This window comes from Paenibacillus sp. FSL M7-0420, assembly GCF_038002345.1.
Lineage (GTDB): Bacteria > Bacillota > Bacilli > Paenibacillales > Paenibacillaceae > Paenibacillus_AQ.
Genome location: NZ_JBBOCJ010000001.1, coordinates 4840271 through 4855494, shown reverse-complemented (window position 1 = coordinate 4855494; position 15224 = coordinate 4840271). Strand labels below are relative to the sequence as shown.

The 15224-nt window shown below is 54.8% G+C and carries 13 protein-coding genes; 8 read left to right on the top strand and 5 right to left on the bottom strand.

What is annotated here, in order from left to right; all coding sequences use genetic code 11:
- The first annotated feature begins 80 nt into the window (after positions 1-80).
- Positions 81-1352, top strand: coding sequence for a glycoside hydrolase family 30 protein (locus tag MKX51_RS20905; protein WP_340995667.1), 1272 nt, complete (start codon positions 81-83; stop codon positions 1350-1352).
- Positions 1353-1646: 294 nt separating this feature from the next.
- Positions 1647-2294 carry a FusB/FusC family EF-G-binding protein gene (locus MKX51_RS20900; RefSeq protein ID WP_340993687.1) on the top strand — a complete coding sequence of 216 codons (648 nt, stop codon included), beginning with the start codon at positions 1647-1649 and terminating at the stop codon, positions 2292-2294.
- Between the two features lie 102 nt (positions 2295-2396).
- On the opposite strand, the gene MKX51_RS20895 is transcribed toward MKX51_RS20900, so the two are convergent.
- Both MKX51_RS20895 and MKX51_RS20890 read right to left on the bottom strand, forming a co-directional pair.
- Positions 2397-3383 (bottom strand): hypothetical protein, encoded by a 987-nt coding sequence (locus MKX51_RS20895; protein ID WP_340993686.1) that lies wholly within the window; start codon positions 3381-3383, stop codon positions 2397-2399.
- Entirely contained in the window at positions 3361-4281 is a 921-nt protein-coding gene (locus tag MKX51_RS20890) for an AraC family transcriptional regulator (protein WP_340993685.1), read from the bottom strand. Before MKX51_RS20890 ends, MKX51_RS20895 begins: the two co-directional genes overlap by 23 nt.
- A 156-nt stretch (positions 4282-4437) precedes the next feature.
- Here MKX51_RS20890 and MKX51_RS20885 point away from each other — a divergent pair, with 156 nt between their 5' ends.
- The 5 genes from MKX51_RS20885 to MKX51_RS20865 are packed head-to-tail and all read left to right on the top strand — an operon-like array spanning position 4438 to position 9370.
- Positions 4438-4680: an acyl carrier protein gene (locus MKX51_RS20885; RefSeq protein ID WP_340752608.1), complete on the top strand. Its 243-nt coding sequence runs from the start codon at positions 4438-4440 to the stop codon at positions 4678-4680.
- An 8-nt stretch (positions 4681-4688) separates the two neighbouring features.
- Entirely contained in the window at positions 4689-6017 is a 1329-nt protein-coding gene (locus MKX51_RS20880) for a hypothetical protein (protein WP_340993684.1), read from the top strand.
- Between the two features lie 16 nt (positions 6018-6033).
- A complete protein-coding gene (locus MKX51_RS20875) occupies positions 6034-7155 on the top strand; it encodes a UDP-glucuronosyltransferase (RefSeq protein WP_340993683.1) in 1122 nt (373 codons plus the stop codon).
- The gene (locus MKX51_RS20870; RefSeq protein ID WP_340993682.1) at positions 7155-8348 is read left to right on the top strand and encodes a radical SAM protein; all 1194 of its coding nucleotides are present in this window, start codon (positions 7155-7157) and stop codon (positions 8346-8348) included. Before MKX51_RS20875 ends, MKX51_RS20870 begins: the two co-directional genes overlap by 1 nt.
- Positions 8345-9370 (top strand): Gfo/Idh/MocA family protein, encoded by a 1026-nt coding sequence (locus MKX51_RS20865; protein ID WP_340993681.1) that lies wholly within the window; start codon positions 8345-8347, stop codon positions 9368-9370. The genes MKX51_RS20870 and MKX51_RS20865 overlap by 4 nt, the downstream gene beginning before the upstream one ends.
- Positions 9371-9516: 146 nt before the next feature.
- On the opposite strand, the gene MKX51_RS20860 is transcribed toward MKX51_RS20865, so the two are convergent.
- Both MKX51_RS20860 and MKX51_RS20855 read right to left on the bottom strand, forming a co-directional pair.
- The gene (locus MKX51_RS20860; protein WP_340993680.1) at positions 9517-10305 is read right to left on the bottom strand and encodes a nucleotidyltransferase domain-containing protein; all 789 of its coding nucleotides are present in this window, start codon (positions 10303-10305) and stop codon (positions 9517-9519) included.
- A gap of 83 nt (positions 10306-10388) precedes the next feature.
- Positions 10389-11735, bottom strand: a complete 1347-nt coding sequence (locus MKX51_RS20855) for an MFS transporter (RefSeq protein ID WP_340993679.1) — start codon at positions 11733-11735, stop codon at positions 10389-10391.
- Positions 11736-11908: 173 nt separating this feature from the next.
- Here MKX51_RS20855 and MKX51_RS20850 point away from each other — a divergent pair, with 173 nt between their 5' ends.
- Positions 11909-13114 (top strand): helix-turn-helix domain-containing protein, encoded by a 1206-nt coding sequence (locus tag MKX51_RS20850; protein WP_340993678.1) that lies wholly within the window; start codon positions 11909-11911, stop codon positions 13112-13114.
- A 349-nt stretch (positions 13115-13463) separates the two neighbouring features.
- On the opposite strand, the gene MKX51_RS20845 is transcribed toward MKX51_RS20850, so the two are convergent.
- Positions 13464-15218, bottom strand: coding sequence for an ABC transporter substrate-binding protein (locus MKX51_RS20845; protein WP_340939311.1), 1755 nt, complete (start codon positions 15216-15218; stop codon positions 13464-13466).
- Between the last annotated feature and the right edge of the window lie 6 nt (positions 15219-15224).

The following is a 15224-nucleotide window of genomic DNA, read 5'->3' as shown; positions in this document are numbered from 1 at the left end:
CATTAGGAGGCAGAAGCGTGGACGTTACAGGACAAGTATGGATATCGAGTACAGAAAATGAGCCTTGGGTATCCCATCCCCTGGAAGCCACCACTGCAGAAGCAGTGGATCTGGCGTTCACCGGACAATTGCATCAGAATATCGAAGGGTTCGGCGGATGCTTCAATGAGCTGGGGTTCGAGGCGCTGAACCTCCTCGCGGATGAAGACCGAAGCGCTGTACTGCATTCGCTGTTTCACCCGGAAGGGGATCAGCGGTTCAGCATTTGCCGCCTGCCGATCGGGGCCAGCGACTATGCCCTGGAATGGTACAGCCTGAATGAGACCGACGGCGATTACGCCATGGAGCATTTCTCCATCGCGCGGGACCGCAAGTATCTGATCCCCTATATCCGCGAAGCTCTCAAGCTGAACCCGGAGCTGAAATTATTCGCCTCCCCCTGGAGTCCGCCCACGTGGATGAAATTCCCGCGCGCCTACAATTACGGCACCTTGCGCTGGGAGAAGGATATTCTGGAGGCCTATGCGCTATACTTCGTGAAGTTCGTCCAGGCGTATGCCGAAGAGGGGATTACTATACATCAGGTGCATGTGCAGAACGAGGTGGTGGCCGATCAGAAATTCCCTTCCTGCGTGTGGACGGGCGAACAACTCCGTGAATTCATCCGTGATTATCTGGGGCCGGCTTTTGAACAGCATGGACTGGGTACGGAGATCTGGCTGGGCACGATCAACGCGCCGGAGCCTTGGGATGAGTGGATGAAGAAGAAGGACAGCAGCTTCGATGCCTATGCCCATACGGTATTAAGTGATCCTGAAGCTTATAAGTATGTGAAGGGAGTCGGATACCAGTGGGTAGGTAAATACGGCATCCAGCGTACGGTACAGGCCTATCCTGAACTGCGTTATATGCAGACGGAGAATGAGTGCGGGGACGGGGAGAATACCTGGTTCTATGCCAAATATGTATTCAACCTGTATCAGCATTATTTCACTAACGGCGTGAACGCGTATATCTACTGGAATATGGTGTTGCTGCCTAAGGGGCGCAGTACGTGGGGATGGGAACAGAACTCTATGATTACTGTAGACCCGGGCGGCGTTCAGGCAGTGCATAATCCCGAGTTCTATGTCATGAAGCATTTCGCCCATTTCGTGGGTCCCGGCTCCAGCAGAATCGGACTCAAGGGCAAATGGACCGGAAATGCAGTCGCCTTCGAGACGCCGGAGGGCAGACGGGTTCTCGTCATTGCCAATCCGTTCAAGGAATCGCGGACGGTTACCCTCTCGAATGACGGCACGCATTACAAGCTGGAGCTGGATGCGGAATCTTTTAATACACTCCTGCTATAAAATAGCTACGCCATGCCGCCGTCATCCCTTCAGGCACTCTGCTGTGTACACTATTGGAATTGTTCCGTCCGTAATTTCCTGCTATACTTTTGTCAGGTTAGTTGATAGGGGGTTACACGGATGGCAACGAATTGCTCATTAGCTAGGGAGTCCTCATGCAGAGCCTGATCCGGGGCGATACTTTGCGTGGGGTGCGGCAGGACAATCTTGATCGCCCAAACAGATATTATCGTTTCTAATCGCAGGCTCTGCACCTTATTGCTGTAATCAATCATAATAAGGGGCTGAAGAGCTGTGAAACCAACATTTATTAGAAACCATCAATATAATTATATTAAGAAACAAGCGGATTTTGTGCTGAAAACACTGCGTTCGGTAGCGGACCGCCGTGTCCTGGAGACCGTAAGATACAGCGCCGAGCTCAACGTGACGGGGGCTTTCGCCTCACTGACCGAGGGGCAGGAGCAGATGCTGCGGGCAATCTCCACCTTCGAGAAGGCCGAGGACTTCCAGCAGTATACCAGCGGGCTGGAGCCTTATCTGGAGCCGTTTCCGCCGATTACACTGAAGCAGATTCAGAAGCTGTTTCCCAAGAATAAAAAGATGAAGCTGCCTGACCTGCAGTCATTTGATTTCCGCTATGTCACGTATCTGGCCTGGGTGGACATCGCCACAAACAAGCTGTTCATCGTCTATCCGCATGAAGGGCAGTTCATTGGTGTGGAAGGCCGGATGCTGCCGGTGCATAAGAAGGGCTACTGCCTGTTCTGCAACCGGCAGCAGGAGCTTGCCTTCCTGACCGTCAAGACCAAGCCGGAGCTGGCGGCAGCAGATAATTTTGCTTCCGTGGGCCAGTACGTATGTATGGATAATCAGGGCTGCAATCAGAGCATTACGGATATAAGCGCGCTGGAGCGGTTCGTCCTCTCGGTTCGCAAGTAGCAGAATAACAGGATAGTGTGACACAAGTAGAGCAGCGGCTCCCGGTTGGGGGCCGCTGCTTCTTTGTGTAACCAATCACACACCAAGGGTTCACACGATAATCTATCTGCTAGGCTGCGTCGTCATCGCCAAATCCACCAGCTCCTCCAGAAGCTGCTCCTCTAAGCGGATGATCTCACACATATTCCTGTGAAGCTTCACCCGTGCGGCGGGTTTGTTGCCCGAGTACATCCCCTTAATCATGAACTGATTGATCAGATCCCACTTCTCGCCTGCCTGACGGTAGCCTTCAGCTGCCCGGGAGAGAGCAGGCGCCGGGCCTTCGCGCTCCAGCAGCTGCAGGAATTGGCTGAACCGGATCCGGCTGATTGGCAGGGCGTTGGCATAGATTTTGAAGGCTGAACTGGCTTCGGCTGAGTTATCAGCCTTAATCCCGGTCTCCAGATAGGCCTGGGCATACGCTCTGAGCTGGACGCCCACCTGATCCGGACGAACCAGCGGGGCTTGGCTGGTAAGTACCTCCTGAAGGATGGTCTGCCAGTCGGAGCAGGAACGGGAGACTTCACACCGCCCGAATAAAGCATAGAAATGACAGGCCCCTTCAAGGATGCCGAAATCTATCGCTTCAAGATCCCTGCCATAGTAGGCATCCGTCAGATAGATCAGGCTCTTCTCCCTGTCCAGACCCACGGCAAGACAGGCGTGGTTCGTATGCAGCCTGCGGTATACTACACACCAGGGACAGTCATAGGAATCGAAGCCGACCAGAACCGGCATGCCGGAGGACAGCTGATTCTCCAGCAGGTCAAGCATGTGGCTTCTATCCATTGCCGGTTCAGTGCGTTCTATATAACTGAAGGTAAGGCCATGGTACGCGGACAAATAGCCGGTATTGATCCGGGGCAGACGGATCCGCTCAATCAGCGGCTGATCCGGGGCTTGCGGCTCATCCAGGAACATCTGCCAGGCATCGCCGTACATGCCTTTGCTGTCCAGGCTCTGCCACTGCGCTACAGACTGGATGCAATCATCAATGCAGCTGCGCAGCTTAGGGTATGGGGTACTCTTAACAGGAGCAATGTTCAACACTGCTTATCATCTCCTTCGCCGAGCTGGAGTGGCTGTGCAGCCGGTTGCGATAAGAAGCGGGAGTCATGCCGCTGAATTCGCGGAAGAGCCGGTAGAAATATTTCATGTCGTAAATGCCGACCTTAAGGGCCACGGACTGCACGCCAAGCTTCGTGAACAGGAGCAGGATGCAGCTGTATTTCATCCGGATCTCCTGGAAGATCTGGATGTAGGATCTGCCGGTCTTATTCTTGAGCAGCCGCTGGAACTGGCGGGAGCTCATCGAGAGGTGCCCGCTCATCTCATTCAGCGTGATCCGCTCACTATAGTTGCTGATCATATATAGGATGACATCATGCAGCGGGTCATACTGAGGCTCCGGGCGCCTGGTGAAGGGGACGTCTGCTGCGGGCATAATCAGCTTCGCCAGCTCCAGCAGCGGCGGGTATAGCCGCTGCTCATCCATGAGCAGGCCAGAATTCAGCATCCCCTGCAGCCGCCCGAGCAGGAAGAGAATTTCCTTGTTCTTCTCCCTGTATCCGAACCATTGCCGCACCTCCAGAAGCTTCAGCAGCGGCCTGCGGACCTCTTCGGACAAGGGCCCCGGCAGCTGACTGAGCATCCTGCCAAGCCCGGGCCTTAGCATACAACTCAGGATCAGCAGCGGCTCCGCGCCGCTCAGATCCTGCGGATGAAAGACATGGGACACCCCCGGCGGAATCACGAGCACATCCCCCTGCATTACCTGCATTTTATCTTCGCCAGCCAGATGAATGCCTGTCCCTTGAACCACGTAGGCCAGCTCTACGAAGTCGTGCTGATGACGTACGGAAGTGACCGTTTTTTGAGTCAGGAGCATTTGTACGGGCGAACAGGAGTCGAATAAATAGTCCCCCGTAAATAGCGGAAAAGCTTCCATAAACAAACCTCCGTTTCCTGCTTCCTTATGTTGGATGACTGGAATCCACCCTAGTATATCTCAATATTTTGGCGCATTCAACCATATATTAACAACTTAAAATTTGGTATATTCATCCTATTCATTCCAATTATGCAACCTGAAAGGGGTAGACACATGCAGCAGAAAGTCATTGAGATTATCGCCGAAATCAAGGAGGAACCAGGCTTGCTTCAGACGCTCAGCGGAGCTTCTGACCTGACTCTGGACGCCGCACTTGACTCCCTGCAGATCATTAATTTTATTCTGAGAGTCGAGGATGAATTCAATATAGAGGTAGATTTCGACACCTTTGATCTGGAGCACCTGAAATCAGTGGACCGGTTCTCCGCTTATGTCGCCGGGCTTGCCGTACAATGAGGAACGCTGTGCACTGCGGCAGCCTGGAGTCGGAGCGGTACTGGCGGGAGGAGGATCTGGCCTCCTTGCCGGCCATTCCCGATGCGAAGGCGCTGGCTATCGTTCAGGCGATGGATGAAATGCTGTTTGTCTTCTGCGGGAGCGGCGATGTTCTCTTAACCCGCCAGGGGATGAACCGGGCACAATATGACTATCTGCAATCGCTCGGTTATTCATTCAGCACCAACATGGGGCCGCTCAGTCTGGAGGCGGAGGCGTCTGCTCCCGCACAGGCGGCGCTGAATGTATTTGAACTGCTGGGCCGGATGGAGGCCGGGCAGGAGCCGGAACGCTTAATACCGGAAGGAGCGCTGCTGGAGCCCTTTGCCGTGCTTCCCGGGACACAGGCTGCGGTTAGCCGGTACAAGCTTTTGCCCACGTTGCCTGATGAAGAGATTGTACGGGCAGTGAATACCAAGAGCTATTCTACAGCCATGCGGGACCGGCTCGGGCTGCCGAATATTGCGGTAGTGGTCCACAGTCTGGAGGAGCTGCTGCAATCGGGACAAGCGCTGCTGGAGAAGGGGGCCTTCCTGATCAAGGACGAGTATGGGGTATCCGGTAAAGGAAATCAGCTGGTGGATTCCGAGCGTATGCTGCGCCGGATGGCCGGGTATCTGGAGTCGAGCCGCAATCAGGGCAAAAGAATCCGGTTTGTCCTTGAGCCTCTGCTGGACCGGGAGACAGACTTCTCCTGCCAGTTTCAGATTGATCCGGAAGGCCGGATCAATCTGCTGTCGGTTCAGCAGCTGGTGAACCAGGGCTTCGCCTTCGGCGAATCCCACTCCCCGCATCCGTCTCTGCTGGACAAGCTGGACAAGGAAGGCTACTGGGAGACCATGCACAGCATAGGCCGTGAGCTGTACTCTGACGGATATTACGGTGAAGTATGTGTCGATTCGATGCAGCTGCGTGACGGAAGCCTGGCGCCTCTCGTCGAGATCAATGCCCGCAAGTCGATGAGTCTGATTAAGCATCATGTGGACCGCCGGTTCAAGCAGGAGGGCATGCACACTTGTCTGATACAGGTGCCGCTGGCGGCTATGGGCAAAGTTCATTATGAGGAGCTGCTGGAGCGGATGGAGGAGACGGGGATTTTATTCTCGCTGGAGGCAGGTGAAGGTGTGATGCCCTTGACCTCAAGCGCGCTCCAGCCGCTGGACCCCGCCCGTGCTGCCGGTTCCACGAAGGGCAAGCTGTATGCGGCCCTGACTTACCGGAGTGAAGACAGCAAGCAGAGCCTCATCCGTACGCTGGACGAGTCTCTCCTGCGCACAGGCTATACTATCCTGCGATAAAGAAAGGAATCCTCCAATGAATAACACCGTGACGATTCTATGCTCAGGCTTTGGCTTGGGTTTCTATGTCCCTGGTCTGCTGCTGGAACGGAAGTTCACAGCGATGGGCCTTCAGGCAGAGGTTGAGGTGTTTGAGGCCTTAATGCCTGACCACAAAAAGGAGCAGACAGACAACAGCCGCAGGGCATACCAGCAGAGCTTTGCTGTCGCCCTGACCTCACAGAAAATACCGTCCGATATAAGAAGCAGCCTTGACCCTGCAGCCGTTGAACAATTGCTGGAGCAATGGAAGCAAGAGGAACGGCAGCGCTTCATCGTCTTGTCCGGGCACTGGGTACATGTCATGGACCGGTACCGTGAGATGGCAGGTATGACTGTATATGCCGATTTGCTGTATATCGACGCTGACCTGTCGCCATCGTGGAAGAATCTCCGCAAACTGAATCCGGGTTACGCGGAAGGCTACCATGAAGTAAGCCTGTATGATCCCGGGAAGCAGGAGATTCTGTGCAGCATTGATGCCGGACCTGCGGAAGCACTGCCTGCTGCGGCCCGGAACGGACGGCTGGTCGTTCATGGGGGCGGCTGGGGAATCGGAACCTTCCGCGAGAAGTTTGATGCGCTGGAGACGGCGGGGTACGAGCTGGATATCGCCGCTTACAGCATTCAGGAGATTGGCGGGGCTGTCCGCGGCAGACGTTATTATATGAATGATCCGCAGTGGCGCACCTGGACGAAGGACGGCAGCGGGCAATATACCTTTCCGCCGTTTGCAGAGGTAACGGGTAACCGGACCGGGCATTTTCCGCCCTGCGAGAGCTACGGGGAGGGGATGTACGGAGTCATCCGGCAGGCTTCCGCAGTCATTAGCAAGCCGGGCGGCGGCGCTTTGATTGATTCCCTGGCTTCGGGTACACCGCTGGTGCTGCTCGATCCCTTCGGCTCGCACGAGAAGATTAACAGTGATCTGTGGGTGGGGCTTGGTTACGGTATCACTTACGGGGAGTGGGCCGCGTCAGGATATGATTATGATGAACTTCGCAAGCTGGCAGATAATCTCAGAGCCGCCAGCGGTCAATACCCGGACTATGCGGCAAGCTATGCCGGACAATTATCCACAGCTGGAGGGAGAATCTAATGCAGCCTACCAGTAGAGTGAGCCTGGACGAGCAGTCCTTTGAGGCATTGAAACGTACAATCAAGAATGTGGTGGTCCCGCACCGGGAACGCAAGCATGATCCCGGCTTCAAGACGGTGATGCCCGAGATTATGTCCCTCAAGCTGACCAACCGCTGTAATCTGCGCTGCAAGCATTGCTATCAATGGAATGAAGACGGCTACCATCATGATATGGATACCGCTGAGCAGAATCTGGATATGGATCTGGGAATGATCCAGAGGCTGCTGGAGGAGACGGATGAAGCGCAGTCCCGCCTGTATTTATGGGGAGGAGAGCCGCTGTTCCACCGGCAGGCCAAGGAGATTCTGGAGCTGCTCAAGGAGCATCCCCGGGACACGACCATCTGCACCAATGCCTATATGATCCCTAAGTTCGAAGAGGAGCTGTGTGCCATCTCCGACAATCTGGAGCTGCTGATCCCGATCGAGGGGTTCCAGGAGGAGCATGATTTCCTGCGCGGCAAGAATTCGTTCCAGAAGGTCATCGACGCCGTTGACCGTTTGCTGGAGCTGCGCGAGCAGGGCCGCTTCCGCGGCCGGATCTCGGTGCATAATGTGATCAACGACAATATGATCGGGAGATTATATGAGCTGGTGGAGTTTTTTGAACAAAAGGGTGTGGATCTGGTTCTGCTCTGCTTCCCCTGGTATATCTCGGAAGACACCAGTCTTGCGATGGACCGCTTCTACGATGAACACTTCCAGTGGCTGGCCGAGCTTCCGCCGGATCACCGGAGCAGCTGGCATGCGTTCAAATACCATATCCAGCCGGAGAATATCACCAGACTAACCGATGACCTGCGGCGGATTAACAGTAACACCTGGCACAATACCCGAATCCGCTATCAGCCGGGGCTGGACTTTGATGAGATTGAGGATTTCGTGGCCGGCAAGCCGATGAAATCCCGCAGTACGTCGAAATGTCTGGCGCTCAGTACCCGGGTGGATATTGCCCCGAATGGCATGGTGAGCGCCTGTAAATTTTTTGGGGAGCTGGCTATTGGCAATGTGAAGGATCTGACGCTGACAGACATATGGAATTCTGCGCGATATGATCGGCTGCGGCGGATTATGGACGAAGGCTTGTCCCCGGCCTGCTCCAAATGTAATGTGCTGTACCTCAACACCTATGCTGCGCTGGCGCAGATATGAGCAGTGTGGTAGAGGAGCCAAGCTATAAGCTCGGCATTCTGGGCGCCTCGAATATTGCTGTTCCAGCGATGCTGGAGCCGGCTCGGGTCGTGGACAAGGTGAAGATCACGGCGATTGCCAACCGTACCTTGGCGAAAGCGGAGGCCATGGCGGAGGCGTACCAGATTCCCAATGTGGCGGGCAGTCTGGATGAGCTGCTGGAGATAGACGAGCTGGACGGGGTGTATATTGCGCTCAGTAATGAGCTTCATGCGCAGTGGGCGATCCGGGCCTTGAACGCGGGCAAGCATGTCTTGGTGGAAAAGCCGATCTGTCTGCATCCTGAAGAAGCGGAGCAGTTAAGGCTGGTGAAGAGTAACCCTGCTGCCCCGAAGCTGGCCGAGGGTCTGATGATTGCCTGTCACCCCTGGCAGCAGGCGCTGAAGGGCATCGTCGATTCGGGCGAATTCGGTGCGCTGCGCAGAATCAGTACCAGAATCTCTGTTCCAGCCAAGAACGGGCATGCGGGCAATTACCGGAGTGTCAGGGGGAAGGGCGGAGGTGCTTTTGCCGATCTGGGCTGCTACTGGCTGCAGTTCGTGCAGACCCTTGCCGGTCTTCAGCCGGAGGAGATATTGGCGCAGTCGGCCTTTGACGGGCCGGATGGCTGCGATTGGACCTTTCAGGCGGCGCTGCAATACAAGAACGGGCTGAGGGCGGAGTGTCTCACTTCCTTCGAGTTGCCATTCCGGGCCTCGCATACCCTGTATTTCGACCATACTGTACTCACAGTCCCGGATTTCTTCCGGCCAGTCAAGGGGTTCTACAAGCTCAAAATCCGGCATGATCTGCCGGACAACCGTACCACCCTATGTGAATTCGAACCGCTGAACTATTATGTGGGCCAGCTGGAGGCTTTTGCAGCAATCATGGGCGGTCAACAGGCCGAGGGCCTGGACGCTACCTGGGAACGGGTGCAGCTGCAGTCCCTGATCATGGCCGAAGCACAGCGGCGCCGGGTCTCTGAGGTACTTCCACTATAGTAAAGTGCCAGCAGAGTGAGACCATCGACAGCTGCAATTTCCAGCAACAGCAAACAGCGACTCCCTTTGTGGGGGGCCGCTGTTTGCTGTTCCACTATATAGTTCCGCTTTACTGATCCTATCCATAAATTAATTCTGACGCTGCACTAGCGGTCCTGTAAGGAAAGGGACTGGTCCATCCAGGCACGCTCGTTGTTCAGCACATAGATCCCGAGTGCCTGCTCGAAGGACAAGCCATGATTATAGAAAGTCAGCATCTTCGCGGCGAAGCGCACACTCTTATGTGCACTGGGCGCTTGCAGCAGCTCTGTTGCCAGCGTACGGAAATTCTTCGGCTGGGCTTCTGCAGCATCGACAGCATCCAGCAGACCTTTGTGGCTTGGAAAAAGCAGCCGGTTATACGCCAGAATCATCCTTCCGCTAAAAAACACCAGTTGGCCCGCCGTATGAGCGAGCAGGTAGGCGTCATTATTTTGGCCCGCTTCCTTGGCGAAATACAGCCCGTACAGGTAGATCTGAGCGCAGAATTCCCGCAAATTACGCTCGCGGTTCTCCTCGGGGTAGACGGGAATCCGGGCCACCAGCTCACCCAGCTCCGGAATTCTGGAGAATAGAACCTCTGCACCGGTAAAAGCATACCTTGTCGGCTCATTGCCCCGCCGGGCGGCAAGCTCCAGAAACCGTCGGTTGATCACCTTGATATCGGCATATCCGCCTTCATAGGTGCTGACTTCCCGGTCCACATAGGAGAGCCTGTTGTTCCGCTCATATTCCGCATAGGCTTCATCGGTGAAGACCAGATGTACATCCACATCCGAAGTCTCGCTGGCGGTCCCCTTGGCTACAGATCCGCTGGTGATTGCCGCCAGACAAGAAGGGTCTTGCTCCAGCTTCTCCGCCAGCTTCTCCAGCGTCTGTCTATGGTGCGCGTGCATATAACGTTCCGCCTCCTTGATTAGATTCTGCTGTGTTAAGCGTATCAATTGGACAGCTTGCCAGCTATGGTCAATTCAGACATTCAGGCTCCCGCCTGCTCTGTCTTCCCCTGGGCAACCTGTTGATCAGCGGCACCGCTGCGGATGAGGCCTCTCCATCCGGCCAGCGTGACCGCCAGAATAGCTGCACCGGAGCCGAGCAGAATGAACGAGCCGGGAATCCGGTCGAGGAGGACTCCATAGAGCAGCATTCCGAGCGGAGCGATGGAACCGGCGATGCCCTCCACCAGCCCGAATACGCGTCCACGGTACTCTTCCTCGGTGGTCTGCTGCAGATAGACCTGAATCGGAATGTTAATGAACATAATCATGACGCCGATAAGGACCAGCAGCGGCAAGAAGAGAAGGAAGGTGGCATTCGGGGTGAAATGCAGCAGCAGCGGAACCGCCAGTGCGAGGAATAACACTGCCAGCGCGCTTAAGCCTCCGAGGATTGGCTTCACCGGACTCTTGCTCTGGGGAAGTATAGCAAGCAGCAGCGACATCAATAGTACGCCTGCTGCCAGCATCGCTTCGAGGACTCCATATTGCCTTGAGGAGAGTCCCAGCGTCTGTACTGCAACATAGGGCAGCACAACATTCAGGGCGACAACGAAGAAATTAATCCAGAACACAATCCCCATCAGGGAACGGAGGACCGGACGGCGGATCACATAAGCGAAGCCTTCCTGCAGATTCGTGCGGACCCCGTTAACAGCAGTGCCCAGACGTTCGAAGAGCGGCCGGGGACCTGCGGCTTCGGCGGGTTCACTGGCAGCTTGAAGCCGCGGAATCGGCTTGTACTTCAGCATGCAGCCCATCACAGTCGAAACGGTGAAGCCTGCCGCGTTCAACAGCATGAAATCCTGTAGCGGGAGAAAGGCATACAGCAGGCCGGCGAGAATCGGAGCCAGCAGGTGGCCAGCCGATCCGGCAATCTGATTCAGTGATCCGGCCCGCTGGACGGAGCCGCTGTCTACAAGCATCATCATCGAGGAGGAGACAGAGATACTATAGAAGGTAGAGCAGATAGATAATAGAATGAGTGACAGATAGATAGGCCATACGGACATCCCTTCCAGCGCGACAAACAGGAAGGCCAGGGACATAATCAGGGCACTCGCCAGATCCGAGCCGATCAGCAGCCTGCGGCGGCTGACTCTGTCGGCGAGCACACCGGCGAATGGGGACATCAGGATGCCGGGCAGAAGACCGCACAGCAGTGTAACAGCGAAACTGCTCCCGGAACCGGTCTCGTTCAGAATGTACAGACCGGCTACGAAGGTGTACATACTGGAGCCGAGAACAGAGACCAGTTTGCTGCCGAAGAAGAGGAATATGTTACGGTTAGTCGCTGTCTTATCATGGGTTGCGGATGTTATTTGAGACATACTAGCACTCCCTTGGTCAAAAGTTAAATTTAATTAAACTTATTGTAAGAGTGAAAGTTCAGAAATGCAACAAAAAGTTTAATATAATTTAACTTTAAGGTATTTCCAGCTTTCTCTTAGGGTATAGGTAAGCTATACTGAAAAGAAAAGCTACCTGGAAAGTTGGCAAGCAGATGACCACCAAACAAACCATCGGAGAGAAAGTCAAGCAACTGCGCAAGGCTAAGGGGCTTACGCAGACGGACCTCGCCGGAGACCATATGACCAAGAGCATGCTGAGTCAAATCGAGAATGGCCGGGCCTTGCCCTCAATGAACAGCCTGCAGGTTCTGGCCGGCCGGCTGGGCGTTGATCCGGGCTACTTCCTTGAAGGCGAGGAGGAGGCGGAGCTGGCTCCGCTTGTCCGGGAGATGGAGGCGGAGTTTAAGGCGAAGAATTACAGAGAGGTCATCCAGCGGCTCCAGCCGCTAACGGAGCGAACGCTTCCGATGACGATTGACGCTGCGCGTCTGCTGGAGTTCTATGTAAGCTCCCTTTTCTATACAGGCGCCGGAGGCGGGGAAGCGGAGCTTGCGCGGGCAGCGCTGATCTATGAACGCTTCGGCTTATTCGTGGAACGGGCGAAGGTGCAGTATATTTCCTATGCCCTGAATTTCGCACAGAGCAGATACGCGGAAGGGCTGGAGCTGATCCGCCGGGTCCGTAAGGAGTACGAGGATAATAAGGTGGGGAATGATTTTATCTTTGAAATCGAGCTTCATTATGCAGAGAGCATTAGCTTGTCTGCCCTGGGGGACTATGCGGGAAGCCGTGCGGCGGCGCTGTCGGCGCTTCAGGTGTCGCGGGAAGAGGGAATCTACTATATGACGGATCATCTGTACCGGGTGCTTGGGATTCTGGCGCTGACCGAAGGAGAGACCTTGGCGGCAGAGGAAGCCATGAAGAAGGCCCGGGCATTCGCAGAATTCACTGAATCACAAGATTCACTGAAGCTGGTGGAGATCGGAGAGATCAGACTCGCGGTAGCTAAGGGAGAATACAGTAAGGTTCTCTCGCTGGCGGAGCAGTATCCGCTGGAGGATGAACCGTATGCATCCAGCGTCCAGCTCATGTGCGGCATCGCCCGGGTTCATCTCGGCCAGGACGATGAAGCGCTGGTCAGCCTGTCCAAGGCCGAGCCGGGGGATCAGGTCTACCACCCGCTTGACCGCGCCAACCTGTTGACAGCTTATGCTTACCGCGCACAGATCTGTATGCGCCGGGGCCTGAAGGAGGAAGCACTACGCCTGTCCCAAATCGCTTATGATCAGGTGAAGGAATACCCGCCTTCCATATACACCGATATGATTAACAAAACTTACTACGAGCTGCATAGCTAGATTGTATTTCGAAGCCCTTCTTCCAGCATTCTGTTGTATAAAATGCAGTTGCGATCGTTCCAGCGACTACAGCATCCTAGCACAGCAAACAACACCCGTGCTATTCCGCACGGGTGCCCTTCTGCAATGGAATATAGGTTGAACTACAAACTTTAGTCAATAGGAAGGAGCGACGGAGGAGATTTTGGAACTGTAGGAGCGGTAGCGTCCGCTTTGTTTACGGATTTCTACCGCGTAGAGCGGCATAAATCAAGAAATTCTTACAACAACAGCGGCCGGAAGTCCAAAATCTCCGCAGTGGCGACTACTCCTTTGATCTGTGCATTTAAGCTCAAGCTATCTGAATTGCTTATTTGCTAGTCCACAGCTCCACACGGTCCTGCACATACTTGGTATAGCCAGCTTCCATTTTCTTCACGCCGGCTTTTTCCAGATCGGCCATGTAATCATCCCAGATTTTATCGAATTCAGCCGGTTTGGCCAGAATCGCTTGCGGGATGCGCTTCCACGTAATATCCTTCATTTTATTGCCCAGAATGGAGACTTCATCCTCACCGGGAATTGAAATGTTCCAGGCTGCGCCGTAGGCTTTCTCCTTGAATTCTTCCTCTTTCGGGAACAGATCCTTCCAGGTCGTAGCTTTGTAGGCTGCCAGCGTCTCTTTCTCAACATCGCTATAGCCCAGCACCAGCTGCTCAGGGAAGTTCTTGGTGTAGTAGTTGCCCGTAGAATCCTTGGCACCGTCACCATAGTGAACCATCATGTTCCAGTAGAAGCCAATGCCCGTTTCCTTCGTGAAGGCGGTGTTGTCGTTATTAATGCGGTCTTGAACCTCGGCAGGAACTACGCGTTTGCCGTTCTCCACTTTATAGTGCTTGCCTTCAACACCCCAGTTGTTCAGGATCTGACCTTCATCGGAGGCCAGGTAATCCAGGAACTTGATCGTCCGCACAGGATCGGGGTTGGTGGTGGAGATGGAGATGCCGTAGCCGCCCATGAAGCCGGTAGGCCAGAAGCTGGTTTCCTTGTATTCTTCTGTCAAGGTGACCGGATAGTGTCCGTAGGTCTGATCGAATTTGCCGGCGGCTTTGAGCGCCTGCTGCGCGTCGTTGTAATCCCAGTCCTGGTCAATCAGGCCAAGCACGCGTCCAGTCGCTACTTTGGCTTTGTACTGGTCGTATTTCTGAACGAAGCTCTCCTTATCAAGCAGGCCGATATCGTTCATGTGGTTCAGCCAGCGGAAGTATTCCTTCTCTTCAGGCCGGCGGAAATGATAGATTGCTTCATGAGTCTCCTGGTCGATGAAATATTCACCGTCATCGGAGCCGCCGGTTGTCGCAACTGCAGGGTTGGTTACGGAAATATACATATGCCAGTCATCTGCATTCAGGGAGACGCCGATGTTTTTGTTGCCGTTCTCATCGGTCGGATGCTTCTCCAGATAGGCTTTAATTACGTTCTCGTAATCCTTGACGGTGCGAATCTCCGGGTAACCGGCTTCCTTCACTACCCGGTGCTGCAGCTCGAAGCCGCCGCCCGCTACGAATTTCTTCTCATCCACGGCTGCCCAGGTTGGGATAGCGTAGATCGACTGGTCTTCATTCGTGTACTTGGCCCGGGCCAGATTATCGCCGAGCACGCGCTTAATGTTAGGGGCATGCTTATCGATCAGATCGGTGAGATCCAGGACCGCGCCGGCGTCCACCAGCTTCCCGATGTCGCCTTTAGCAGAGATAATGTCGGGATAATCCCCGCCCGCTGCAATGAGGGCAATCTTCTGCTGCGGATCACCGACAGCGAATTCGGCATCGAGGGTGACGCCTGTCTTTTGTGTAATGACGGTACTGACCTCATCCTTCATATTGTTCCAGTTCGGATTGGGATCTTCCGCGAAGAAGGAGAGTGTCAGGGGACTTAGGTCCTCAGCCGCCGCCGTAGCCTCAGCTGTTGCCGTGGCATTGCCGCTGTTCGTGGCCTTGGCCCCGGTATTCTCAGCCGTATTCTTGTTGCCGTTATTATTGCCCCCGCCGCAGCCTGCCAGCACACTGAGCAGCAAGGTCAGCACCATCAGCGCCACAACCGGTTTCGCCGTCTTTCTTGTCATGAATTG